The following is a 24262-nucleotide window of genomic DNA, read 5'->3' on the forward strand; positions in this document are numbered from 1 at the left end:
ACTGTGCGCAGGGAGCCATCGAAACCGACCGAGGGATCCGCGGTCAGCAGCCGGTCAGGTGCCGCTTGGGCCGCTCCTGCCGGTACAGATACCGGCCGGACTCCTCGAAGCCGGCGCGGGCGTAGAGTTCACGGGCCCCGGTGTTGGCGGCCGTGACGAGCAGCCAGTAACCGGCCAGGCCCAGGCGCGTCCCCTCGCCCAGCAATGCGTGCAGCACCCGGGAGGCGTAGCCCCGCCGGCGCGCGCCGGGGCGGGTCGCCATGCAGTAGAGCCCACCCCACTGGGGACTGCCAGGTTCCGCGACGGACAGGGCAAGGCGTCCGACGGCGGCGGGGGCGCCGTCGTCGTCCCGCACGAGGGCGTACAGCGAGGTACAACCCGTCAGGATGCCGCGGGCCACGTCCAGGGCCCTCTCGTCGCCGCGGCCGTCGACGCTCCACCACAGCTGCAGCCACTCGCCGGAGGGTTCCGTGGAGAGTTCGACGTCGCGGCCCGAACCCGGGGCAAGAATGCCGCCGTCCCGGACCAGGACGAGGGTTTCCGACTGTCGGGTGAACCCGTCGGCGTCGAGGAGGGAGTTAAGCTGCGCAGAGCGTGGGTCGTCGAAGACCTGGAAGATCAGTGGCAGCCGGCGGGCCCGGTACCAGAGCCGGGAGTGCCGGAGCGCGGCGAGCTGCGCATGCGGGTCAGCTCCCGGCTGGCGTGGCCAGACGGAGTTGGCACGCTGTGTGACGCCCGAGGCGGCGCGGAGCACCCAGCCGCCGGACTCCTCCCGTTCGGCGGCTGGCCAGGCAGCGTCCATCAGGGCCTCAAGCCCGGGTACTGCACCCATGTTTGTATCCTTCGTAAAGAACTGCCCGTTTCACAGCAACGGCTCCCCGGTTTCCCGGGGAGCCGTTGCTGATCACGTCAGGCTACTTGGCGCCGTCGTCCTTCTTGGCCTCAGGCTTGAAGTCGACGCCGGCCTCCTTGCGCTGCTGCGCGGTAATGGGAGCGGGTGCCTGGGTCAGCGGGTCGTAGCCGCCGCCGGACTTCGGGAACGCGATGACGTCGCGGATGGAGTCCACGCCGGCGAGCAGCGAGACTACACGGTCCCAGCCGAACGCGATGCCGCCGTGCGGGGGCGCGCCGAACTTGAAGCCCTCCAGCAGGAAGCCGAATTTCTCCTGGGCATCCTCGTGCGAGAGGCCCATGACCTTGAAGACCCGCTCCTGGATGTCACCCTGGTGGATACGGATGGAGCCGCCGCCGATTTCGTTGCCATTGCAGACGATGTCGTAGGCGTAGGCCAGCGCGGTTTCCGGGTCCGTGTCGAAGCTGTCCATGAATTCCGGCTTGGGCGAGGTAAAGGCGTGGTGCACGGCCGTCCACTTGCCGCCGCCCACGGCTACGTCGCCGGACGCGACGGCCGCCGCTGCAGGTTCGAACATCGGTGCGTCGACCACCCAGCAGAAGGCCCAATCGCTCGGGTTGATCAGTCCGGTGCGGTGGCCGATCTCGACCCGGGCGGCGCCGAGCAGCGCACGGGACGGGGTCTTCTCACCGGCGGCGAAGAAGATGCAGTCGCCCGGCTTGGCGCCGACGGCGTCGGCGAGGCCGGCGCGTTCGGTCTCGGTCAGGTTCTTGGCCACGGGGCCGGCAAGTTCGCCGTCTTCCTTGCACAGGACGTAGGCGAGGCCCTTGGCGCCGCGCTGCTTGGCCCATTCCTGCCAGGCATCGAGGGCCCGGCGGGCCTGCGAGGCGCCGCCCGGCATGACGACGGCACCCACGTAAGGGGCCTTGAAGACGCCGAAGTTGGTGTCCTTGAAGAACTCGGTGAGCTCGGTCAGCTCCAGGCCGAAGCGCAGGTCCGGCTTGTCCGAGCCGTAGCGGGCCATCGCGTCGTTGTAGGTGATGCGCTGGATCGGCGTGGGGATCTCGACGTCGATCAGCTTCCACAGCGCCTTCACGATGCTTTCGCCGAGGCCGATGATGTCATCCTGCTCCACGAAGCTGGCTTCGATGTCGAGCTGGGTGAATTCCGGCTGGCGGTCGGCGCGGAAATCCTCGTCGCGGTAGCAGCGCGCGATCTGGTAGTACTTCTCGAAGCCGCCGACCTGCAGGAGCTGCTTGAACAGCTGCGGCGACTGCGGCAGCGCGTACCAGGAACCCGGCGCCAGGCGGGCGGGAACGACGAAGTCGCGGGCGCCCTCCGGCGTCGAACGGGTCAGTGTGGGCGTCTCGATCTCAACGTAGCCGTCCTGGTGGAGCAGCTCACGGGCCACCCGGTTGGCCTCGGAGCGCAGGCGCAGGTTGCGGGCCGGGCCGGGACGGCGCAGGTCAAGGTAGCGGTGCTTGAGGCGGGCTTCCTCACCCACTTCAACGTGCTCGTCAATCTGGAACGGCAGCGGATCGGAGGTGTTGAGGATGGTGACCTTCTCGGCCATGACCTCGATCTCGCCGGTGGCCAGCGCCGGGTTCTCATTCCCCTCGGGGCGCTTGGAGACGGTACCAATCACCTGCAGCACGAACTCGTTGCGCAGGCCGTGGAAGACCTCTTCTTCGCGGACAACCACCTGGGCGACACCCGAAGCGTCGCGCAGGTCCACGAATGCGACACCACCGTGGTCACGACGCCGGCCGACCCAGCCGGCGAGGGTTACGGTTTGTCCAATGTGCTCGGAGCGAAGGGATCCGAGGTCGTGTGTGCGCAGCACAGCTCGCCTTTCAGAAGGAAAACAGGGTGGTGTTAAATAGGACCGCTACGGGAACGGTCCCGTTCGAGTTTACCCGTTGGAAAGGCCCCACCCGCCATGGCAAGCCCTCCGCCGACACCCGGGCAGTTGCAGCGCCGCCTGGGCGTCCTTGATTCCACCGCGATCGGCCTGGGCTCGATGCTCGGCGCGGGGGTGTTCGTGGTCTTCTCCCCCGCCGCGGCCCTCGCCGGGCCGCTGCTGACCGTCGCCGTGGCCGTGGCGGGCCTGGTGGCCTACTGCAATGCCGTGGCCTCCGCACAGCTGGCCGCCCGGTATCCCTCCAGCGGCGGCACCTACGTCTACGGCCGCCGGCAGCTGGGCGAATGGCCGGGTTTCATCGCCGGCTGGGGCTTCGTGACGGGCAAAACAGCCTCCTGCGCGGCGATGGCACTGACCCTCGGGCACTACCTGGCGCCGGGGTTCGCCACCCCGGTGGCGGTGGCCGCCGTCGTGGTGCTGACCGGCGTGAACCTGCTTGGCATTACCCGGACGGCCCTGCTGACCAGGATCCTGCTTGCCGTGGTGCTCGCCACCCTTGCATTTGTCGCGGCAGCAGCGCTCATCGGCCCGCACCCGGAAGGCGCACCCGCGGCACTGGGCGGGGCGTTTGGAGCGATACCGGCCGGCGACACCGGGAGCGCGTGGGGCGTTTTGCCCGCCGCCGGGCTGATCTTCTTTGCCTTCGCCGGGTACGCCCGGATCGCCACCCTGGGCGAGGAGGTCAAGGACCCCGCCACCACCATTCCGCGGGCCATCCTCGCCGCCCTGGGCGGGGCCTTCCTGATCTACCTCGGACTTGCGGCGCTACTGCAGTGGCACCTGCCGGCCGACCAGTTGGCGCGCTCCTCCGCGCCGCTGCTGGACGCCGTGACCAGCTCGGCGCTGCGTGCCGGCAGCCCCGTGGTTCAGGCGGGATCAGCCGCCGCCTGCCTCGGCGCGCTGCTGGCGTTGATCACCGGTGTGGGCCGGACCACCATGGCGATGGCGCGGGAGCGTGACCTGCCCGCTCCGCTGGCCAGGGTTGGCGGGGCGCACACCGTCCCGTTCGTGGCCGAGCTGACCGTCGCGGCCGCCGTGATCGTGCTGCTGCTGACCACGAACGTGCTGACGGTGGTGGGCTTCTCCAGTTTCGGCGTGCTGGTCTACTACGCCGTGGCGAATGCCGCCGCCTTCACCCTCACCGGCCGCCGCCGGCTGGCCCCGCGCTGGCTCAATGCCCTCGGCTTCGCCGGCTGCGTGGTCCTGGCCCTCACGCTGCCGCCTGCCTCGGTGTTCGGCATGGCGGCCGTGCTCGCGGCCGGGATCGCCGGGCGCTTCCTGGTGCTGCGGCGGCGGACACCGTAACTCGGTCCGGATCGGCCGGGCGGGGCCCGCTTAGGCCCGGGTAACGCGGACGTGCAGGTCCTCTTCGGCCGGCGACCAGCTGGCCGGATCGGCGTCGGCCTGTTCACCGGTGCGGATGTCCTTGACCTGGTGCTTGCCCTCGTCGTCGGTGAACCAAACAAACGGGATGCCGCGGCGGTCCGCAAACTTGATCTGCTTGCCGAACTTCTCGGCCTTCGCCGCCACCTCGGTGGCGATCCCCCGGGCGCGCAGCTGCGCGGCGACGTCCTGCGCCGCGCCCCAGCTCTCATCGTTGGTGAGCGCCACCAGCACGGCGGTGGGCACCGCGCGGGATGCCTTGGCCAACTCCTGGCTGAGGATCCGGGACACCAGCCGGGTGACACCGATTGAGAGCCCGACGCCGGGGAACTTCCGGTTGCCCTTGCTGGCCAGTGCGTCGTAGCGGCCGCCGGAGCAGATTGAACCGAGCTGCTCGTGGCCCACCAGGACGGTTTCAACCACGGTTCCGGTGTAGTAGTCCAGGCCGCGGGCGATGCTGAGGTCCGCTACCACCTTGCCCGGGGCGCGCTGGACGGCGGCGGCAATGACCTGCTCCAGCTCGTTCAAGCCTTCCTCCAGCAGCTCGTTGCTCACCCCCAGCGCCCGGACCTGCTGCACGAAGGAGGTGTCCCCGGTGCGGATTCCGGCCAGCTTGAGGGCGGCCTGGGCCTGCTCCTCGGTGGCGCCGAGCTCGGACTTGAGCAGCTCGGCCACCTTGGCCGGCCCGATCTTCTCCAGCTTGTCGATGCTGCGCAGCACCCCGGCGGTATCGGTCAGGCCGATGCCGTTGTAGAAGCCCTCGGCCAGCTTGCGGTTGTTGACCCGCAGCAGGAAGTCCGGAATCGGCAGGGCGCCCAGCGCCTCGGCGATCACCAGCGCGATTTCAACGTCATAGCGGAACGGCAGTTCGCCGTCGCCCACGATATCGATGTCCGCTTGTGTGAACTCCCGGGCGCGGCCCTCCTGGGGGCGCTCCCCGCGCCAGACCTTCTGGATCTGGTACCGGCGGAACGGGAACGCCAGGTAGCCGGCGTTCTCCACTACGTAGCGGGCAAAGGGCACGGTGAGGTCGAAGTGCAGGGCCAAGGCGTGCGGATCGGCCTTGTGGGAGGCGGCAGCGTTAGTCGCGGCTGCGCCGGCGTCGTCGTCGTCCTGCAGCCGGCTGAGGCCATAGACCTCTTTGTCGATTTCGCCCTTGCGGAGCAGCTGGCCCACGGTCTCCACGGCACGCGTTTCGATCGAGGAGAAGCCGTGCAGTTCAAAGGTGCGCCGCAGTGTGTCCAGCACATGCAGCTCCACCAGCCGCTCCTCGGGAAGCCACTCGGGGAATCCGGACAGGGAGGCGGTGCGTGCCATGGTGGAATTTTCTCCTCTGATAACGACGGCGGTACAACGGCCGCGGCGTCGCGCGCAGACCGGCCAGTCGTGCATAAACTGTGTGCGGCAGCCAGTTTATGCTTTTTGCCGCGTGCATCTCTAATGCGCGCGGCGGGCGGAGCTGCCGGCAGCTTGCGTGTTGCACCCGGTTCGGCGGCGATGCCGCGGCCCGGTCTGCGGCCCTACAACCAGGAGGACTTTTGGCGGCCAGTTCACGGAGCGCCCGCGAAGCCAAGCGGCGCATCCAGCAAATGGAGGCAAAGCGGGAGCTCCGCCGGGAGCAGGACAAACGCCGCAAGCGCGACAATATCCTCGCGACCGCCGGCGGAGCCGCCGCCTTGGTCCTCGCCGTTGTGCTGCAGCTGACGGTATTTTCCAGCAACCCGAGCGAGGACGAATTCAAGGCCGCGGAGGCCGGGCTGCAGAGCCCGTCGGCGTCCGCCACGCCGTCCCCCGCCGCGAGCAACGGGGCGAACATCCCCAAGCCTGAAACGGCGGCCGGGAAGACTTTTAAGGGCACCCTGACCCTGAACCGTGGCAGCCTGGGCGTCGAACTCGACGGCACCAAGGCCCCGCAAGCAGCCGCCGTCTTCAAATCGCTCGCGGACCAGAACTTCTACAAGGGCCTCACGTGCCACCGCCTCACCACCGGCGAATCCTTCGGCGTGCTGCAGTGCGGCTCCAAGTCCGGGGACGGCAACGGCGATCCCGCGTACACCTGGGGCCCGCTGGAGAACACCCCGGCCGACAACAAGTACCCGGCCGGCACCATCGCCGTGGCACGGACCGGCGGAAACGCCTATGGCAACGGGACGCAATTCTTCATCGTCTACAAAGACACCGTGATCCCGGCGGACGCTGCCGGCGGCTACACGGTGGTAGGCAAGGTCACGTCCGGGCTGGACGTGGTCAGCAAGATCGCAGCAGCCGGTGTCAAACCGGGCGCCAGCGCCACCGACGGCGCGCCTGTGGAACCAGTCACGATAGACTCGTTCTCTCTGAAGTAACCAGCCGGGGCCCTAGCGGCCACGGTGCCGGTATTTCCCTCCAAGCGAAAGACTTCTAGCGGTGACAGACAGTCAGAAATCCGACGAAACAGTGGCAGCAGCTGCCAACGAGACCGAAGCCGAGGTTGCGGTGAGCGGCGCGACCAGCGAGCCTGCCGCCGCACCCGCCGGCGCCAGCCCGGAGGCGGTGGAGGCGCCCGAGCCCGCAGCAGCTGAGCCCGCCCCGGCTGCCGAGCCGGCGGCCGAGCCTGCCGGCGCTCCGGTGTCCGACCCGACAGCCGGCCCGGCTGAGGCTGAGGTTGAGCCCCAGCCTGCCGCCGCAGCAGCACCGGCTTCCGGCTCGGCGCCGGCTTCCAGCTCGACGCCGAGTCCTGCGCCCGCAGCGCGCCCGGCCCCGTCGCCTGCCGCATTCGCCGCCCGCCCGAAGGCGTCGCCGTCTGTTGCCGCGCCGGCCGCCACCCCGGCTTCCAGCGCCTCCTCGCTCGCCGAGGCAGCACGCTGGGGCCGCGTCGAGGGCGACGGCCACGTGTTCCTGACGATCGATGGCGCGGAGCACCCCGTCGGCCAGTACCCGGGTGTCAGCGACGACGAGGCGTTGGGCTACTTCGCCCGCAAATACGATGACGTCGTCGCCCAGATCGTGCTGCTGGAGCAGCGTGTCGCGTCCAAGGCTCCCGCCACCGACATGCAGAAGACCGTGACGCACCTGCGCGAACTGTTGGCCGAGCGGAACATGGTGGGCGACCTCCGTGCCGCCGAGGGACGCCTGGACACGCTGTCGGGCCAGATCACCGAGCTGGAGAAGACGGAGAAGGCCGAGCATGACGCCGTCCGCGCCGCCGAGCTCGCCGCACGCGAAGCGATCGTGGCCGAGGCCGAGGAAATCGCCGGCCATGACCCGGCGCAGATCCAATGGAAGACCTCCAGCGCCCGGATGAATGAACTGTTCGAGAGCTGGAAGACCGCGCAGAAGAGCGGTGTCCGGCTCGGCCGGAGCAATGAGGACGCGCTGTGGAAGCGGTTCCGCGCCGCCCGCACCGTCTTCGACCGCCACCGCCGGGCGTACTTCTCCCAACTGGACAGCAACAATTCGGCAGCCAAGGCCGCCAAGGAAAAGCTGATCGGCGAGGCGGAGGCACTGTCCTCCTCGACCGACTGGGGCTTCGCCGCCGGCGAGTACCGCCGGCTGATGGACCAGTGGAAAGCCTCGCCGCGCGCCAGCCGCAAGGATGACGACGCCCTGTGGGCACGTTTCCGGGCAGCGCAGGACGTCTTCTTCACGAACCGCCAGGCGGCCAACGAGGAGATCGACCAGGAGTACGGCGCCAACCTCAAGGTCAAGGAGGCGCTGTTGGTGGAGGCCAATGAGCTGCTCCCCATCAAGGACCTGGCCGCGGCCAAGAAGGCGCTGCAGTCGATCCGCGACCGCTGGGAGGAAGCCGGCAAGGTTCCCCGGGCGGACATGGGGCGCATCGAAGCCGGCCTGCGGAAGGTGGAGGACGCCGTCCGCCACGCCGAGGACGAAAACTGGAAGCGCTCCAACCCGGAAACGAAGGCACGCACCAACAGCGCCCTGACGCAGCTGGAAGCTGCCATCGCCGGCCTCAAGGAAGACCTCGCCAAGGCCGAGAAAGCCGGCGACGAGCGCAAGATCAAGGCGGCCCGGGAAGCCCTGGAAGCACGCCAGGCATGGCTGGAGCAGCTGGAGCGTTCCGCCAGCGAACTCTCCTAGCCGCAGCAACCCGCAACAGGCCCCAAACCGGTTATCCACATGACCGGGGCGGGGCCTGTTCCGTGTCCGGGCAGGGCGGCACCATGGCTGAATGACCCCGATGCCCGGCCACCCCGCCGACAGTCCCCCACCCGGCAGACCACCTGCCGCCAGTCACCCGCCCGTTGGGCCGCCGGCTGCCGGCGCTCCCGGCGGCGCGCCAGTGCTGTACTCGCCCGGGACGCTGTTCTCCTGGCCGGAACTGCAGGCTATGGCCTCCGACGGCGTGCTGAACCAACTCTCGCAGCGCGGCTACCTCCCTCCCGGTGCCGTCCCCTCACCGCAGCTGCGGGCGCGGGCGGCGGTCGGCACCATTCCGGCGCACCTCCGGCAACGCGTGGTGGCGGGGCGGATGACGGCGGCCTGGATCTACGGCTGCGCCGGCGAACCGGACCGGATGGCCCTGCTCGTGGACGCCAACCGCCGTATTTCGAGCCTCCGCGCCGTTCGCGGTTGCAGTTTCCATGAGGTGCGGCTGGGGCCGTTCGACGTTGTCAGCCTCGGCGGGCTCATGGTTTCCAGTCCGTTGCGGACCGCGGTCGACATCGCCCTTCACGTGGAGCCCGAGCGTGCCCTGCCGGCGCTGGCAGCCTTCCTGGCCGCGCCGGAACTGGATGTGCGGCTGCGGCTGCTCCTCCGCGCGGTGGGCGCGACGCCGCGGATGCCGCACAAGAGGGCCGCCCTCGCCAAGCTGGCGGCGCTGTTGGACGCGGCGGGAACCGGCGCGGGACATGCATGCCAGCGGGCCCCGGCGGAGCTGCCGGCAGGGCTGCCAGCGCCGGAATGTTAGCTGCGGCGGCGGTTTCCGGTGGTGCGGTAGACGTCGAAGACGCCGTCGATGCGCCGGACGGCGCTCAGCACGTGGCTCAGGTACTTCGGATCGCCCATTTCAAAGGCGAACTTGGAGATCGCCACACGGTCGGTGGACGTGTGCACGCTCGCGGCCAGGATGTTGACGTGGTTCTCCGAGAGGATCCGGGTAACGTCGGAGAGCAGGGACTTGCGGTCCAGAGCCTCGACCTGGATTTCCACCAGGAACACGCTGGACTGGGTGGGCGCCCACTCGACCTCGACGATCCGGTCCGGCTGGTCCATCAGGCCGGAGACGTTCGTGCAGTCGGTCCGGTGCACCGAGACGCCGGAGCCGCGGGTCACGAAGCCCAGGATCGGATCCGGCGGCACCGGGGTGCAGCAGCGCGCCAGTTTCACCCAGACGTCGTCGACGCCGCGGACCACGACGCCGGAGTCCGAGTACCGCGTCTTGCTGACCTGGGCGGGAATGGAGACCTCGGTGAGGTCGTCCTCGGGGGTGTCGTTGCCCCCGAGGCTTTCGACCAGCCGCTCCATCACGGACTGCGCCGAGGTGTGGCCGTCGCCCACGCCCGCGTAGAGCCCTGAGATGTCCGTGTACTTGAAGTCCTCGGCGATCGCGGCGAGGGCGTCGTGTGTCATCAGGCGCTGCAACGGAAGGTTCTGCTTGCGCATTGCCTTGGTCAGCAGCTCCTTGCCGCGGTCGATCGCTTCTTCGCGGCGTTCCTTGCTGAACCATTGCCGGATCTTGTTGCGCGCCCGGGCACTCTTGACGAAGTGCTGCCAGTCCTGGCTGGGGCCGGCGCCTTCGGCTTTGGAGGTGAAGATCTCCACCCAGTCGCCGTGGTTGAGTTCGCTGTTGAGCGGGACCAGTTTGCCGTTCACGCGCGCACCGATGGTCCGGTGCCCCACCTCGGTGTGGACCGCGTAGGCGAAGTCCACCGGCGTCGAACCTGCGGGCAGGGCCATAACCTCGCCCTTGGGCGTAAACACGAACACTTCGCGGGCGTTGATCTCGAAGCGCAGCGAGTCGAGGAACTCCCCGGGATCGGAGGTTTCCTGCTGCCAGTCCACGAGGGACCGCAGCCAGCCCATGTCACCGTCGCGCGGGCTTCCCGGACCGGCCGCCGTGCGGTTGGGCTGGTCCTTGTACTTCCAGTGCGCCGCGACGCCGTATTCGGCGCGTCGGTGCATCTCGTGGGTCCTGATCTGGATCTCCACCGGCTTGCCGCCCGGCCCGATCACCGTGGTGTGCAGCGACTGGTACATGTTGAACTTGGGCATCGCGATGTAGTCCTTGAACCGGCCCGGAAGCGGGTTCCAGCGTGAGTGCATGGCACCGAGGGCGGCGTAGCAGTCCCGCACCGAGTCGACGAGCACCCTGACACCCATCAGGTCGTTGATGTCGTCGAAGTCCTTATCGCGGACAATCATCTTCTGGTAGATGGAGTAATAGTGCTTGGGCCGGCCGGTGATCGTTGCCTTGATCTTGGCCGCGCGCAGGTCCTCGGTAATCTGGTTGCGGATGACGGCGAGATTCTTTTCCCGTTCGGGGGTGCGGTCCCCCACCATACGCACGATTTCCTCGTAGACCTTGGGGTACAGCGCGGCGAAAGAGAGGTCCTCGAGTTCCCACTTGATCGTGTTCATGCCCAGCCGGTGGGCCAGCGGAGCGAAGATCTCCAGGGTTTCCCGGGCTTTGCGGGCCGAGGACTCGGCCGAGACGAAGCGCCAGGTGCGGGCGTTATGCAGCCGGTCGGCGAGCTTGATCATGAGGACGCGGATGTCCTTGGCCATGGCCACGACCATCTTGCGCACGGTCTCGGACTGGGCGGCCTCGCCGAAGCTGACCTTGTCCAGCTTGGTCACGCCGTCGACCAGCATGGCGACTTCCGGTCCGAACTCGCCCTTGAGGTCCTCCAGCGTGTACGAGGTGTCCTCGACGGTGTCGTGCAACAGCGCAGCCGCCAGCGTCGTCCCGCTCAGTCCCAGTTCGGCCAGGATCGTGGCCACGGCCACGGGGTGGGTGATGTAGGGGTCGCCGCTCTTACGCTTCTGTCCGCGGTGGCAGCGCTCGGCGACGACGAAGGCCCGCTGGATCAGTTCAAAGTCATCCTTGGGGTTGTTGGCGCGCACGGTGCGCAGCAGCGGCTCCAGGATGGGCGAATAGGCCGGCGTTCCACGGCCGGTCAGGCGAGCGAGCCGGGAGCGGGTGCGTTCGCGGCGTCCCGGGAAGGTAGGCCGGGTTCCGGAGTTATCGACGGGCACCGCGGCGTCCGGGCGTCCGGCAGCCACCACACCAGTCTGTGAGCCCTGGGCGGTAGCCTTATCCGCCGGGGCTGCAGGCACCGGCGTCGAACGTTCTTCCAATGAAGCACCTCTCAAACCCGTTAATTATTCAAGTCTATTCCCGGAGCCGGACACTTCGATAACCGGCGGCCAACGTCCGACGGGCCGGCGAACGTCGCGGGGACGTTCGCCGGCCCGTCGGGCGGCTGCGGCGGTGCCTTTTGGGCTACGCCGTGGCGGGTGCCGCCTTGGCGGCATTCTCCGAACGTCGCTGCTGCACGCGCTTGGCCTGCTTGATCAAATCCGGCTCGCCCTGGCGCAACCAGGCGTAGAGCGGGGCCGCCACGAAGATGGTCGCGGCGGTGCCGATCAGGATGCCCACGAACAGTGCCAGCGAGAGATCGCGCAGCGTTCCCGCGCCGAGCAGGCCGGCTCCGATGAAGAGGATGGCGCCGACCGGCAGGATGGCCACCATCATGGTGTTGATGGAACGCACCAGGGTCTGGTTGACGGCGAGGTTGACTTCCTCGGCGAAGGTGCGGCGGGTGGACGCCTGCAGGTCCGAAGTGTTCTCCCGGATCTTGTCGAAGACCACCACGGTGTCGTACAGCGAGTAGCTGAGCACCGTGAGGAAGCCGATGATCGCAGAGGGGGTCACTTCGAAATCGCTCAGCGAGTACACCCCGGCGGTGATGAACATCGTCACCACCATGCCGGCGAGGGCGGACAGCGACATCTTCCAGGTCCGGAAGTACAGGGCCATCAGCACCGCGGCGAGGCCTACGAAGATCGCCAGGCCGAGCAGCGCCTGCTTGGTCACGTCCGCGCCCCACGTCGGGCCAACGAACGTGGACGTGACCTCGTTGTCGGTCACGCCGTAGGCCTTGGTGAGGCCTTCTTTGATCCGGAGCGTCTCATCGTCGGTGAGCTTGTCCGTCTGGATGCGCATGGTGTTGCCGGCGACGTTGGCAACGCGCGGCAGGCTGCCGGGGACGACATTCTGGACGGCCTTTTCGCCGAGGCCGGCGTCCCGGTCCTTGACATTGGACACCGTGAACTCGGAACCGCCGCGGAACTCGATACCGAGGTTGAAGCCGCCCTTGGCGACCGGCAGCAGGATGGACAGCGCGACGGCGACCGCGGCAATCAGGAACCAGATCTTCTTGGATCCGACGAAATCGTACGAGCGCTTGCCCGTGTATAGCTCGTTACCGAACGTAGCGAAACTGGCCATTTACTTGCCCTCCTTGGACGTGCTCTTGGAGGAACCGGCAAGCTGTTCCTGCCTTTCCGCGAGGCGTCGTTCTGCAATGGTCATCCGGCGTTCGGCCTCGGCCGCGGCGCCGGTGTTCTTGGCGCGTGTGGCCACGACCGGCTTATCCTCCGGCGTGCGGATCCGTCCCGCGCCCCGGTAAAGGGGCACGGCGCCAAGCCGCTTCGGGTCCAGTCCCGAGAACTTGTGGCCTTCCCCGAAGAACTTGGTGCGGGCCAGCAGCTGCAGGGTCGGGTGGGTGAACATAAAGACGACGATCAGGTCGGCAATAGCGGTCAGGCCCAGGGTGAACGCGAAGCCGCGGACATTGCCCACCGCCACGAAGTAGAGCACGAGGGCGGCCAGCAGGTTGACGGCCTTGGAGGCCAGCACCGTCCGCTTGGCGCGCTTCCAGCCGTTCTCCACTGCCGAGACCAGTCCGCGGCCCTCACGGAGCTCGTCGCGGATGCGCTCGAAGTAGACGATGAACGAGTCCGCTGTCTGGCCGATGGCCACGATGATGCCGGCCACGCCGGCCAGCGAGAGGCGGTAGTTTTCTGTCCAGCCGAGGATGGCGATCGCCAGGTAGGTCAGCGCGCCGGCGACGACGAGCGAGGCGACGGTGACGAAGCCGAGGGCCCGGTACTGAAACAGCGAGTAGACCACAACCAGCAGCAGGCCGATCAGGCCGGCCAACATGCCCATCCGGAGCTGCTCGCCGCCGAGGGTTGCCGAGATCTGCTGTTCACTCTGGATCTCAAAGCTGATCGGCAGCGCGCCGAAGCGGAGCTGGTCGGAGAGGGCCTTCGCGGACTGCTCGGTGAAGCCGCCGGTGATCTGCGGGCGGCCATCGGTGATAACGGCCTGGGCCCGCGGCGCGGAGATGACCTGGTCGTCCAGCACAATGGCAAACTGCGACTTCGGGTCCGATCCGGTCTCGCCGCCGGCGTCGACATAGAACTTGTTCAGCCGCTCGGTGATCGTCTTGAACTTGGCGGTGCCCTCCTCGTCGAACTGGATGTCGACGGCCCACTCATTGGTCACGGCACCCTGCGCGCCGCGCTGCAGCTGGAAGGAGGAGGTCTTGATGTTGGAACCCTTGACCTCAACCGGCCCGAGAATGTACTTGATCGCGGGCCGGCCGTCCGCGGCGGGCTCGCAGGTAACCAGCGGTTTGGCCGGATCGGAGCGTTCCTGCTTGTCCTGCGACGGGTTGTCGCAGTCCAGCGCCTCGAACTTCTTGTAGACGTCCGGGGTAATCCAGTTCTCGTCGCTGCTGTTCTTCGGCGCGGCGGTGGGCTTGGGGAGCTTCGCTTCCGGTGTCCGGGACGCAGGGGGCACCGCCGCTCCGGCGCCGGCCTGGATGACCGGGCGGAAATTCATGTCGGCGGACGCCTGGATCAGCTTGCGGGTCTCCTTGGAGGGGGTTCCCGGAAGGCTGACGACGACGTTGCGGCCGGACTGCGTGCTGATTTCGGCCTCCGCGACGCCGGAGCCGTCCACGCGCTGGCGGATGATCGCCACGGCCTGGTTGAGCTGTTCTTCGTTGATGTCCGAACCGCCCGCCACCTTGGGCGCCAGGATCATCTGGGTGCCGCCTTCAAGGTCCAAGGCCAGCTTCGGAGCCCAGCTCGCCTGCCCGGCCATAGTGCCGCCCGCCAGGACGGCCGTCAGGACGGCGAGAATAACGCCAAGCCAGACCAGCACCCTGAGGGCTGAGTTTTTGGGGCCAGTTCGTGCCATTGTCGATCTTTCTATTGTTTACGGAGGAACCGCCGGTGCGGCCTGTCAGGCCGGCACCGGCGGATGCCCGCGCACCGTAGCTCCGCGGGATAGCTCAGGAGGCAGACTAGCTGTCTTTCTTGCCCTCATCGTTCAGGCGGCGCAGGGTTTCGTCAGGCGTTTCGTTCCGGGGCAGGTCACTGGCGGCGGCGGCACCGTCGACGCCGTCGACGGAGGCATCGCTTTTTCCGAGCGTCAGCGAGGAGGCGTCGTCGGGAACCACCGTGGGCTCACCGGCGGCAACAACCGGCTCGACGATCTTGGTGACGGCCTGGCGGTGCACGGTGGCGGTGTTGCCCGGGGAGAGCTCCAGGACAACCTTGTTCTCGGCCTCGTCGATCTCAACGATGCGGCCGAAGAGGCCAAAGCTGGTCATGACGTCAACGCCGGTGCCGAACTTCGACTGGAGCTCTGCCTGCTGCTGCTGCGTCTTCTTGTTGCGGCGGAACATCATGAAGACGAACACGCCGAGCATGACGAACAGGAGAATAGTCATTGGATCCAAGGGGAAAGTTCCGTTCTGTACTTGCAAGCTGGTTTCACAGCAACGTCCGCTTCGTTCCGCGGCCACCTGGCGGGCAGGTTGTCTGGCAGAGAACCCGGCAGCGTTGCTGGCAGGTCGTCCGGCAGGGAACCCTATCCGGCCGGCGGCGGCTGGCGGTAGCCGCACACGGAAACAAAGGCCCGAACGTGCCGAGCGTCATACCAGTCTAAAGGGAAAAGGTCACTAGCGAGTGCTAATGACTATTACGGATCCATTCCGGATCGGCTTCTTCACCGACGGCGCGGCCAAAACCGGCCGGTTCCGCGCCGGCGGCGCCGGCCTGGAACAGCTCCAGCGGGTCCTGGCCGAAGGCGCCGGCGGGCACGGCAAAACCCAGGTGGGTCCACGCCGGGGCGAGGGCAATCCGCCCGCGCGGTGTCCGGCCCAGCAAGCCCTCCCGGACCAGGTAGGGCTCGGCAACGGTTTCCACCGTTTCGGTTTCCTCGCCGACGGCGATCGCCAGGGTGGACAGGCCCACCGGACCGCCGCCGAACTTGGTGATCAACGCCTCAAGGACTGCACGGTCCAGGCGGTCCAGGCCACGCTTGTCCACCTCGTACATGTCGAGGGCCGCCGAGGCCGCCCGCGCGTCGATCTGCTCCACGCCGTGCACCAGCGCCCAGTCCCGGACGCGCCGCAGCAGGCGGTTGGCGATGCGGGGCGTGCCGCGGGAACGGCCGGCAATCTCACTGAACCCGGCCGAGTTGACCTTCAGGTCCAGCAGCCCCGCCGAGCGGCGCAGCACCAGCTCAAGCTCCTCGACGGAGTAGAACTCGAGGTGCCCGGTGAAACCGAACCTGTCCCGCAACGGCCCGGGCAGCAGCCCTGCCCGCGTGGTGGCGCCGACCAGGGTGAACGGCGGCAGCTCCAACGGGATCGCGGTGGCGCCGGCGCCCTTGCCGACGACGATGTCGACGCGGAAGTCCTCCATCGCCATGTAGAGCATTTCCTCGGCCGGCCGGGACATGCGGTGGATCTCGTCGAGGAAGAGGACCTCGCCCTCGGACAAAGAAGACAGGATGGCGGCCAGGTCCCCCGCGTGCTGGATCGCCGGGCCGCTGCTGATCCGCAGCGGGGCGTTCATCTCGGCGGCGATGATCATGGACAGCGTGGTCTTGCCCAGGCCTGGAGGGCCGGACAGCAGCACGTGGTCGGCGCTGCGGCCGCGCATCCGGGAGGCCTCCAGCACCAGCGAGAGTTGTTTGCGGACCCGGTGCTGGCCCACGAAATCGTGCAGGTTCTTCGGCCGGAGGGCTGCCTCGATGGCGCGCTCCTCCGGTTCCTCTCCCCCGGCCACCAGGGACGGCTCAGCCACGGGCGCCTACCCGGTTTCCGGCGCGGGCGCCGTCCTGGCCCAGCCAGCGGAGCGTGGCGCGGAGGATTTCCGCGACGTTCCCCTGCTCTGCCAGTTCGGGTGAGTCGGCCAGCGACTTGTCGATGCTGGCGGTGGCGTCCTTCTCGGACCAGCCCAGGCTCGTCATGGCGGCAACCACCTGGGGCTTCCACACGGCTTCGGCGGACAGGGCGACGGCGGCACCGTCCGGGCTCCCGGGCGTGCCGTGCGGCACCAGCTTTCCGGCCAGTTCCAGCACGATCCGGCCGGCCACCTTGGGTCCGATGCCGGGCACCTTGGTGAAGGCCTTGCCGTCGCCGGAGTGCGCGGCCACGCGGATCGCCTCGGGTTCGTGGACGGCCAGGACCGCCAGCGCCAGGCGCGGGCCGACGCCGCTGACGCTGAGCAGCACGTCGAAGACCTCGCGTTCGTCGTCGCTGGAAAAGCCGAAGAGGGTCAGGGAGTCTTCCCGCACGATCAGGGAGGTGAACAGCTTGCCCTCGTCGCCGACGCGGAGCTTGCTGAGGGTCTGCGGCGTCGCGTTGACGCTCATGCCGGCGCCGTTGAGGTCGATCACTGCCGAGGACAGGCCAACGTGCGCTACGGTTCCGCGGAGAAAACTGATCAAGGCCTGGCTCCTGGGTTTACGGCTGGGTTGGCAGCCGGCTATCCGAACATATCTACGAATACCCTAGCAAGCGCCCCGGACATTCAGCGCGTGCGGCGCGCTTTGGCCTCCGCGTCGGCCCAGGCGCGCTGGGCCGGGGTAAGGGATTGGCTTCCCGGCCCTGTGGTGGCCACCGCGGCACCACTGCCGGCCCGCCATGCGTGCGTGATGGCCAGGGCCAGCGCGTCGGCGGCGTCGGCGGGCCGCGGTGGCGCGTCCAGCCGCAGGATCTTGGTGACGAGCTTGGTGACGGCATCCTTGTTGGAGGTGCCGCTGCCTGTGACGGCGGCTTTGACCTCCGACGGTGTGTGCAGCGCCACCGGGATGCCGCGCCGCGCTGCCGCGGCTATCACCACACCGGAGGCCTGGGCGACGCCCATGACTGTGCTGACGTTGAGCTGGGAGAAGACCCGTTCGACGGCGAGGACATGGGGATCGTACTTGTCCAGCCAGTCATCGATCGAGGTGGCAATGACGAGCAAGCGCTGGTCCAGGCTCTCCTCCGGAGAGGTGCCGACGACGCCGAAGGCCACCATGGTGGCGCGCCGGTTCTTCTCGACGTCCACGACGCCGATCCCGCAGCGGGTGAGGCCCGGATCGACGCCGAGGACGCGAAGGGTCACTCGGCTTCCAGTGCGGCCTGCACTTCGTCACTGAGGTCGGCGTTGCTGTAGACGTTCTGCACGTCGTCGAGCTCTTCCAGGGCGTCCACTAGCTTCATGAACTTCTTGGCGGCGTCGAGGTCCAGCGGCACCTGCATGGAGGGCACGAACTCGGCCTCGTCGGTGTCGTAGTCGATTCCGGCTTCCTTGAGCGCATCGCGGATGGCCTGCAGGTCGGTCGGTTCGGAGTGGATCTCGAAGCTCTCGCCGTTGTCCTTGACTTCCTCGGCTCCGGCGTCGAGGACTGCCATCAGCACGTCGTCCTCGGTCAGGCCGTTCTTCGGCAGCGACACGACGCCCTTGCGGGAGAAGAGGTAGCTGACCGAGCCGGGGTCGGCGATGGTACCGCCGTTGCGGGAGATGGCGAGCCGGACCTCGGAGGCGGCGCGGTTCTTGTTGTCAGTGAGGCACTCGATCAGGAGGGCCGAGCCCTGCGGGCCGCGGCACTCGTACATGATCTCGGTGTAGTCCACGACCTCGCCGGTGAGGCCGGCGCCGCGCTTGATGGCACGGTCGATGTTGTCCGCGGGGACCGAGGTCTTCTTGGCCTTGGTGACGGCGAGTTCCAGGCTCGGGTTGCCGGCGAGGTCGGGCCCGCCCATGCGCGCGGCAACTTCGATGTTCTTGATCAGCTTGGCGAACGACTTGGCCCGGCGGCTGTCCAGGATGGCCTTTTTATGCTTGGTCGTCGCCCATTTGGAGTGGCCTGACATGCTTTACGCTTCTCCTCTGATCATTCGAATAAACAGTTCATGCACGCGCTTCTCCCCGGTCACTTCCGGGTGGAAGGAGGTGGCCAGCAGCTTGCCGGCACGCACAGCAACAATTCTAGCCGTCCCGTCGAGGGATTCCGGGTGGCCGGCCCTGGAGGGCTCCACCTTGGCGAGGACTTCAACGCCCGCGCCGACGCGCTCCACCCACGGTCCGCGGATAAACACGGCGTGCACCGGGGCGACGCCGGACTCGCCGGCGCTGAACTCCAGGCCCCTGAACTCGAGGTCGGTTTCGAACGATTCGCGCTGCCGGCCGAAGGCATTGCGGCGGACCGTGATGTCGAGGCCGCCGAAGGTCTGCTGCGGGTTGCCCGCCAGGTCGGTGGCGGGGTCCGCGATCTCCTCGGCCAACAGGATCATGCCGGCGCAGGAACCGTAGACAGGCAGCCCGGACCGGATGCTCTCGCGCAACGGATCGCGGAGCTCGAAGATCCTGGCGAGCTTATCGATGGTCGTCGACTCCCCGCCCGGAATGATGAGGCCGTCCAGGCCGTCCAGCTCAGCGGGGCGGCGGACGCCGATGCCGGCGGCGCCGGCGGCCTCTACTGCGTGCAGGTGTTCACGGAAGTCGCCCTGGAGGGCCAGGACGCCGATCCGCAGGCCGGATCCCACGCGGGAGCCAGGCAAAGTAAGGGGGGTGGTCATCCTGCCAGCATAATGCGCCGGGCTGCCGGGGGCCGCACCGGGGCGTGCCGCCGGGCCGGGGTCCATGCCGCCGCTGGGATATATTACAAAGCATGCTCTACTTCAGCGTTCCGCTCGGCAAGTTCGTCCGCCGGGTCTCCCGGCTCCGGGGCGGAGGCTCCGCGCTCCCCGGCCTGGTGGTCGAAAAAATTGACCCCGGCTTTATGCAACGGACGCTGTCTACGCTGCCGCTGGGCGTCGCCGTCGTCAGCGGCACGAACGGCAAGACCACCACCACCAAGATGGTGGTGGAGTTGCTCGAAAGCCAGGGCCTGAAGGTCTTCACCAACCGCACCGGCAGCAACTTCACCCGGGGCGTGGCCGCCGCGCTGCTCGGCGAGGTGGACTGGCGCGGCCGGCTCGATGCCGACGTCGCCGTCCTGGAACTGGACGAGGCCCACGCCGTGCACTTCGTCAACAAAGTTCCGCCGCGCTACTGCCTGCTGTTGAACGTGCTGCGTGACCAGCTGGACCGCTTCGGCGAAATCGACAAGACCGCCGAACTGCTGCAGCACATCGCTGCCAAGACCACCGGGACCGTCGTCCTGAACCGCGAGGACCCCCGTGTCGCCCGGATCGCGGATACGCTCACCAGCCCCGCGGCCGGCGGGCCCGAGGTCCGCTATTTCGGCCTCGACGATTCGCTGCTCAGCACCTTCCCCAACGACGACGAGATGCGCGCCGCGCCGGGCAGCCCGGTACCGCCGTCCCCCGCCAAACCGGAGGCCGACGTCGTCCTCCGGCGGGTGGGCGCCGAGGACGCCGACTTCGAGTACGACGGCGCCACGGTCACCACACTGATGTTGCTCCGCGGCGTCTACAACATCTTCAATGCGGCGGCGGCACTGACCCTGGCCCGGGCCATCACGGGCGCCCGCGGCACGGGCACCGACCACGCCGGCCTGCTGAGGGCGCTTTCCAAGGTCGCCCCTGCCTTCGGGCGCGGCGAAAGCCTCGTGGTCGACGGACTTCCGCTGGAACTGGTCCTGGTCAAAAACCCCAGCGGCTTCCGGCTGGGGCTGAAGTCCTTCCCGGCCGCCGGCTACGCCACGATGATCGCCATTAACGACAACTACGCCGACGGCCGGGACATGTCCTGGCTCTGGGACGTCGAATTCGACACCCTCCGCGACGGCGGCGTGGACCAGCTCTCCGGCTCGCGCGCCTACGACATGGCACTGCGGCTGCAGTACGACGACGTCGCCATCGGCGCCGTAGACACGGACATCGCGCCGGCCCTGGCCGCGTTTATCCGCGGGGCCAAGGACAAGCCGAAGCGGATCTTCTGCACCTACACCGCCATGCTGGCCATCCGCCGCGAGCTGTCCAAAATCACCACAGTGGAGGTGGTCTCATGACCCCGGCATCCCCCGAAACCCCGCACGGGCTCTCCTTCGGGCACGAACTGCCGCCCGAAGAGTCCGGCGACCCCGGCAAGGGCACCATCCGCGTGGTCCAGCTCTACCCGCGGGACATGAACATCTACGGCGACTGGGGCAACGCCCTGGTCCTGGCCCAGCGACTGCGCTGGCACGGCTACACCCCGGAACTGCTCGAATACAACGTCGGCGACGAGTTCCCCGCCGACGTCGACCTGATCGTGGGCGGCGGCGGCCAGGACAGCGGACAGCTGGTAATCCAGGATGACCTGCTCTCCCGCGAAACGGTCCTCAAGGACCTGGCCGAGGACGGCACCCCGATGCTGGTGATCTGCGGGCTCTACCAGCTGTTCGGCAAATTCTTCAAGACCAGGACCGGCTCCGTCATCCCGGGTATCGGCATCCTGGACGTGGAAACGCACGGCACGGACGAACGGCTGATCGGCAACGTCTCGGTGTCCTCCCCCGAGTTCGGCACCGTGCTTGGCTACGAAAACCACAGCGGCCAGACCACGTTGGGCCCCGGCGTCGCACCGCTGGGTGCGACGGCCAAGGGCACCGGCAACAACAGCACCGACGGCCAGGAAGGCGCCCGCTACCGCAACATCGTGGCCAGCTACCTGCACGGCTCACTGCTGCCGAAAAACCCGGCGCTGGCGGACTTCCTGATCAAGACCGCCGTCGAGCGCAAGTACGGCAGCTTCACGCCCGGCACCCCGGATGACTCGTACGCAGTCCTGGCCCGTGAGCACGCGGCCCGCCGGCCCCGCTGACCCGCGGCCAGAAGGTGTCAGATGATTCCGTGATCGACATTGCCCGCGACAATCCGGCGCGCCCGGACGTCCGGCGGCTCCTGGACGAACACCTCGCTGACATGTTCGCGACCTCACCGGCCGAGAGCGTGCATGCCCTGGACCCGGACGCGCTTACAGGCCCGGAGATCACCTTCTGGACCGCCCGCGACAGCGCTGTCCCGGACGGGGGCGGCGCGCCGGGCGGCGGTGCGCTGCCTGGCGGGGTGCTGCTTGGCTGCGGAGCCTTGAAGGACCTCGGCGCCGGCGAGGGTGAAGTCAAATCGATGCGCACGGCGCTGCACGCCCGCGGCCGGGGCATCGCCACGCTCCTCCTGGCCGGGATCCTGGATGAAGCCCGGCATCGCGGCTACCGACGTGTCTGCTTGGAAACCGGGTCGCAAGACTTCTTCGCCCCGGCGCGCCGGCTATACGCCCGTCACGGGTTCGTCCCGTGCCCGCCCTTCGCCGATTACCTGCCCGACCCGCACAGCGTGTTCATGGCCCGCGACCTGACGGGCCCGCTGACGGACTGAGCAGCGGCAGGCGGCGACGTCAATTGCCCGACACCCGGAGGATCTGCAAACCTTCCCACTCTCCAGGCTCTTCGAAGATTGCCGCCAGGTGCCGGACGCCGGAGTCCCCCAAGGCGTGCGAACCCGGTTCTTCGTCCAGGGTCCGCCGGCGGACCCGCTCGAGGGCGGTGCGTAGTGCAAGCCCGGATACAGCCGCAGCATCCAGTCGTCGAGGCTGAACCGCACGGCCGGCAGCGAGGCCTCGAGTTTCCTGGCCAGCGTGGCCTTGCCGGCGCCGTTGAGACCGCAGAGCAGGTGGACGGTGGCCGTAGTCATGCGCCGGCGTCGCTGTTCCGGAGCAGCTCGGCCAGCTCCGCCGGGCGCGTCGCCGGCCACCAGTGGCCGCTGTCTACCCGCACCACGCTCAGGTCATCCACCCACGCCTCGAGTCCCTCGACCAGGTGCGGGGACAGGAAAGGGTCCCGCAAGGGGACCACCACCTGCACCGGCATGGTGACCCGCGCCCGCGCGGTTCGCGGTGCGGGCCGGTTCCGGCCGGAGCGGAAGTTGCTGCGGTAAAGCGCCAGTCCGCGCACCGGGTCGTTGCCGACGCGGCGCTGTGCGCCCCGTTCGTACCGCCTGGTCAGGAACAGCCGCCAGGCTGCCTCGGGCAGCACCGGGACCAGGAACGCGGCGACGTACCAGCTGCGCAGCAACTGCCCGGCCAGTTGCGGCCAGGACCGGGGGTTGTGGAGCCGTGAGCGCACCCAGCGAGAGAAATGGCGGAGGTCCGGGCCGGAGATGCTCGTGTAGCGGCGGATCGCGGCTGCGGCACGCGGATCCTGCACCGCTGCCCAGCCCTGGATCGACCCCCAGTCGTGGCCCACCAGGTGCACCCGGGCGGCTCCCGCCGCCGCCAGCACCGCGAAGAGATCGTCGACCAGCGTGGCCAGGGTGAAGTCGCCAGGGCTCCCGACGACGGCGGAGCCGCCCGCGTTGCGCGTGTCGTAGGCGACCACGTGGTGCGTTGCCGCCAGTTCCCGGATGACGGGCAGGAACACCCGGTGGTCGTCGGGATAACCGTGCACCAGCAGCAGCGTCGGCACGTCCGGGCCCGGCAGCCGGCCGTATTCGACGACGGCCAGCTCGGCGCCGCGCGCGGCGACGGTCCGCCGTCGTCCGCTCAGCGTATCCAGCGCTACCGCTCCTTCGTGATCAGCAGTTCGTGGGCACCCGCCGCAGCAGCGCCCATCGATTCCACCACGGACCGGGTCCGCAGCCGGGTGGCCGCGTCGGCGGCCGCACCGGCGCAGGAACCCTGCGGCGCGTCGGAGGCGACCGAGCACCACCGGTAGGGGTCGCGCACAATGACGGACGGGGCCCAGGCCATGTCCGAGGCGGACCACTTGCCCGCGGCGTCCTGGCTGAACTGCGCCCGGACCAGCAGCCCCTCGTTGTTCACCACGTACGACGGCGAGAGTTCGGTGACGCCGTTGCCCAGCCCGTAGACGATCCAGGTCCCCTTGTAGCGTTCGATCGGGAGCACCGAGTGGGTGTGGTGGCCATAGATCATGGTGAACTGGCCGCTGTCCACCAGCGCATGCGCCACGCTGCGCTGCTGCTCGTTCGGCGCGCTGGAGTACTCGTCGCCGGCGTGCATCACACCCAGCACGATGTCCGCCCCAAGCGCCCTCGCCTTGCGGGCCTTGGCAATCATCGCCGCAGGATCGAGCATGTCCACCTGCCAGGCGTACTCCGGGGTCTGGCCGTTCAAACCGTAGGCGCCTTCGATGACGGCGATTTTGGCGGCGGCGGTATTCAGGATCATCACCCCGCGGGAGTCGGCTTCGCTGCGGTAGGAGCCGGTGTGCTGCAGTCCGGCCGCGTCGAGTGCGTCCAGGGTGCGGACCAGCCCCGCGGTGCCCTGGTCGATGGTGTGGTTGCTGGCGGTGGTGCACGCCTGGTAGCCGACCTGCTGGGCAGCGGTGATGATCTGCGGCGGCACGTTGAAGGACGGGTACGCGGAAAACGGCCCGGCGGGTCCGGACACGGGAGTTTCCTGGTGGCAGACCGCGAGGTCGCTCTTTTCGATGTATTTGCGCTGGCCCGCCAGCAGCGGCTCGAAGTCCAGCCCCTTGGCGCCGGTGGCGAGGGCATCGGCACGGGCCTGCTCCCAGAGCTGGGCGTGGACCAGCATGTCCCCGGTAACAAGCACGGAGGTGCAACGGACGGCCGCGCAGGCCGGGCCCTTCCCCGGCGTCGGCGTTGGCGTCGGCGTCGTGGAAGGCGATGCTTCCGGCGTGGATCCCGGGGTCCCCGCTGTGGATCCGGGCGAATTGCCCGCCGACGAAGCGGAAGCCCCGGCGTTGCTGTTCGGCCCCCCGCCGGTGCCGCACGAGATCAGGGAGGCAATGAGGAAAACCGCGGCTGACCCGGCGAGAAGCCGTCCGCGCAGCGTGGGAGTGATGGTTCGCATGCCGTAATCGTACGGTGGCCCGGGTCACAACA

At 68.4% G+C, this 24262-nt stretch carries 22 protein-coding genes; 7 read left to right on the plus strand and 15 right to left on the minus strand.

Going from position 1 to position 24262, the window contains the following annotated elements:
- Positions 1 to 43: 43 nt before the first annotated feature.
- The gene (locus tag ACUYM2_RS09830) at positions 44 to 832 is read right to left on the minus strand and encodes a GNAT family N-acetyltransferase (RefSeq protein ID WP_481599890.1); all 789 of its coding nucleotides are present in this window, start codon (positions 830 to 832) and stop codon (positions 44 to 46) included.
- A gap of 82 nt (positions 833 to 914) precedes the next feature.
- A complete protein-coding gene (gene aspS / locus ACUYM2_RS09835) occupies positions 915 to 2696 on the minus strand; it encodes an aspartate--tRNA ligase (RefSeq protein ID WP_481599891.1) in 1782 nt (593 codons plus the stop codon).
- 96 nt (positions 2697 to 2792) lie between these two features.
- On the opposite strand from aspS, the gene ACUYM2_RS09840 reads away from it, so the two are divergent.
- A complete protein-coding gene (locus tag ACUYM2_RS09840) occupies positions 2793 to 4079 on the plus strand; it encodes an APC family permease (protein ID WP_481599892.1) in 1287 nt (428 codons plus the stop codon).
- Positions 4080 to 4109: 30 nt separating this feature from the next.
- Here ACUYM2_RS09840 and hisS read toward each other — a convergent pair whose 3' ends face one another.
- Positions 4110 to 5474, minus strand: coding sequence for a histidine--tRNA ligase (gene hisS, locus ACUYM2_RS09845; protein WP_481599893.1), 1365 nt, complete (start codon positions 5472 to 5474; stop codon positions 4110 to 4112).
- Positions 5475 to 5695: 221 nt separating this feature from the next.
- Here hisS and ACUYM2_RS09850 point away from each other — a divergent pair, with 221 nt between their 5' ends.
- The 3 genes from ACUYM2_RS09850 to ACUYM2_RS09860 all read left to right on the plus strand — a co-directional run bounded on the left by ACUYM2_RS09850 (position 5696) and on the right by ACUYM2_RS09860 (position 9063).
- Positions 5696 to 6502 (plus strand): peptidylprolyl isomerase, encoded by an 807-nt coding sequence (locus tag ACUYM2_RS09850; RefSeq protein WP_481599894.1) that lies wholly within the window; start codon positions 5696 to 5698, stop codon positions 6500 to 6502.
- A gap of 61 nt (positions 6503 to 6563) precedes the next feature.
- A complete protein-coding gene (locus tag ACUYM2_RS09855; RefSeq protein ID WP_481599895.1) occupies positions 6564 to 8234 on the plus strand; it encodes a DUF349 domain-containing protein in 1671 nt (556 codons plus the stop codon).
- Positions 8235 to 8436: 202 nt separating this feature from the next.
- A complete protein-coding gene (locus tag ACUYM2_RS09860; protein ID WP_481599896.1) occupies positions 8437 to 9063 on the plus strand; it encodes a type IV toxin-antitoxin system AbiEi family antitoxin in 627 nt (208 codons plus the stop codon).
- Here ACUYM2_RS09860 and ACUYM2_RS09865 read toward each other — a convergent pair.
- The 9 genes from ACUYM2_RS09865 to pdxT form a co-directional block, all read right to left on the minus strand.
- Entirely contained in the window at positions 9060 to 11453 is a 2394-nt protein-coding gene (locus ACUYM2_RS09865) for a RelA/SpoT family protein (protein ID WP_481599897.1), read from the minus strand. The two genes, ACUYM2_RS09860 and ACUYM2_RS09865, sit on opposite strands and share 4 nt — an antisense overlap.
- A 145-nt stretch (positions 11454 to 11598) precedes the next feature.
- Positions 11599 to 12606, minus strand: a complete 1008-nt coding sequence (gene secF / locus ACUYM2_RS09870; protein WP_481599898.1) for a protein translocase subunit SecF — start codon at positions 12604 to 12606, stop codon at positions 11599 to 11601.
- Positions 12607 to 14367, minus strand: coding sequence for a protein translocase subunit SecD (secD, locus tag ACUYM2_RS09875; protein ID WP_481599899.1), 1761 nt, complete (start codon positions 14365 to 14367; stop codon positions 12607 to 12609).
- Between the two features lie 106 nt (positions 14368 to 14473).
- Entirely contained in the window at positions 14474 to 14902 is a 429-nt protein-coding gene (yajC, locus tag ACUYM2_RS09880) for a preprotein translocase subunit YajC (protein ID WP_481599900.1), read from the minus strand.
- 241 nt (positions 14903 to 15143) lie between these two features.
- The gene (ruvB, locus tag ACUYM2_RS09885; RefSeq protein ID WP_481599901.1) at positions 15144 to 16265 is read right to left on the minus strand and encodes a Holliday junction branch migration DNA helicase RuvB; all 1122 of its coding nucleotides are present in this window, start codon (positions 16263 to 16265) and stop codon (positions 15144 to 15146) included.
- The gene (ruvA, locus tag ACUYM2_RS09890) at positions 16258 to 16911 is read right to left on the minus strand and encodes a Holliday junction branch migration protein RuvA (RefSeq protein ID WP_481599902.1); all 654 of its coding nucleotides are present in this window, start codon (positions 16909 to 16911) and stop codon (positions 16258 to 16260) included. Before ruvA ends, ruvB begins: the two co-directional genes overlap by 8 nt.
- 83 nt (positions 16912 to 16994) lie before the next feature.
- Positions 16995 to 17573, minus strand: coding sequence for a crossover junction endodeoxyribonuclease RuvC (ruvC, locus tag ACUYM2_RS09895; RefSeq protein ID WP_481599903.1), 579 nt, complete (start codon positions 17571 to 17573; stop codon positions 16995 to 16997).
- Entirely contained in the window at positions 17570 to 18325 is a 756-nt protein-coding gene (locus tag ACUYM2_RS09900; RefSeq protein WP_146337452.1) for a YebC/PmpR family DNA-binding transcriptional regulator, read from the minus strand. The genes ruvC and ACUYM2_RS09900 overlap by 4 nt, the downstream gene beginning before the upstream one ends.
- Positions 18326 to 18328: 3 nt before the next feature.
- The gene (pdxT, locus tag ACUYM2_RS09905; RefSeq protein WP_481599904.1) at positions 18329 to 19030 is read right to left on the minus strand and encodes a pyridoxal 5'-phosphate synthase glutaminase subunit PdxT; all 702 of its coding nucleotides are present in this window, start codon (positions 19028 to 19030) and stop codon (positions 18329 to 18331) included.
- 92 nt (positions 19031 to 19122) lie between these two features.
- Here pdxT and ACUYM2_RS09910 point away from each other — a divergent pair, with 92 nt between their 5' ends.
- Genes ACUYM2_RS09910 through ACUYM2_RS09920 form a run of 3 tightly spaced genes read left to right on the plus strand, consistent with a single transcriptional unit; the run spans position 19123 to position 21775 of the window.
- The gene (locus tag ACUYM2_RS09910) at positions 19123 to 20427 is read left to right on the plus strand and encodes a MurT ligase domain-containing protein (RefSeq protein ID WP_481599905.1); all 1305 of its coding nucleotides are present in this window, start codon (positions 19123 to 19125) and stop codon (positions 20425 to 20427) included.
- The gene (locus tag ACUYM2_RS09915) at positions 20424 to 21221 is read left to right on the plus strand and encodes a type 1 glutamine amidotransferase (protein WP_481599906.1); all 798 of its coding nucleotides are present in this window, start codon (positions 20424 to 20426) and stop codon (positions 21219 to 21221) included. Before ACUYM2_RS09910 ends, ACUYM2_RS09915 begins: the two co-directional genes overlap by 4 nt.
- A 29-nt stretch (positions 21222 to 21250) precedes the next feature.
- Positions 21251 to 21775 carry a GNAT family N-acetyltransferase gene (locus ACUYM2_RS09920; protein WP_481601461.1) on the plus strand — a complete coding sequence of 175 codons (525 nt, stop codon included), beginning with the start codon at positions 21251 to 21253 and terminating at the stop codon, positions 21773 to 21775.
- Here ACUYM2_RS09920 and ACUYM2_RS09925 read toward each other — a convergent pair.
- The 3 genes from ACUYM2_RS09925 to ACUYM2_RS09935 all read right to left on the minus strand — a co-directional run bounded on the left by ACUYM2_RS09925 (position 21668) and on the right by ACUYM2_RS09935 (position 24230).
- Entirely contained in the window at positions 21668 to 22090 is a 423-nt protein-coding gene (locus tag ACUYM2_RS09925) for an AAA family ATPase (RefSeq protein WP_481599907.1), read from the minus strand. The two genes, ACUYM2_RS09920 and ACUYM2_RS09925, sit on opposite strands and share 108 nt — an antisense overlap.
- Complete coding sequence (locus tag ACUYM2_RS09930; protein ID WP_481599908.1) at positions 22087 to 22860, minus strand: alpha/beta fold hydrolase; 774 nt, start codon at positions 22858 to 22860, stop codon at positions 22087 to 22089. Before ACUYM2_RS09930 ends, ACUYM2_RS09925 begins: the two co-directional genes overlap by 4 nt.
- Before the next feature lie 92 nt (positions 22861 to 22952).
- The gene (locus tag ACUYM2_RS09935) at positions 22953 to 24230 is read right to left on the minus strand and encodes a CapA family protein (protein WP_481599909.1); all 1278 of its coding nucleotides are present in this window, start codon (positions 24228 to 24230) and stop codon (positions 22953 to 22955) included.
- Positions 24231 to 24262 lie beyond the last annotated feature (32 nt).

It is taken from the genome of Arthrobacter sp. SD1074B, assembly GCF_056780195.1.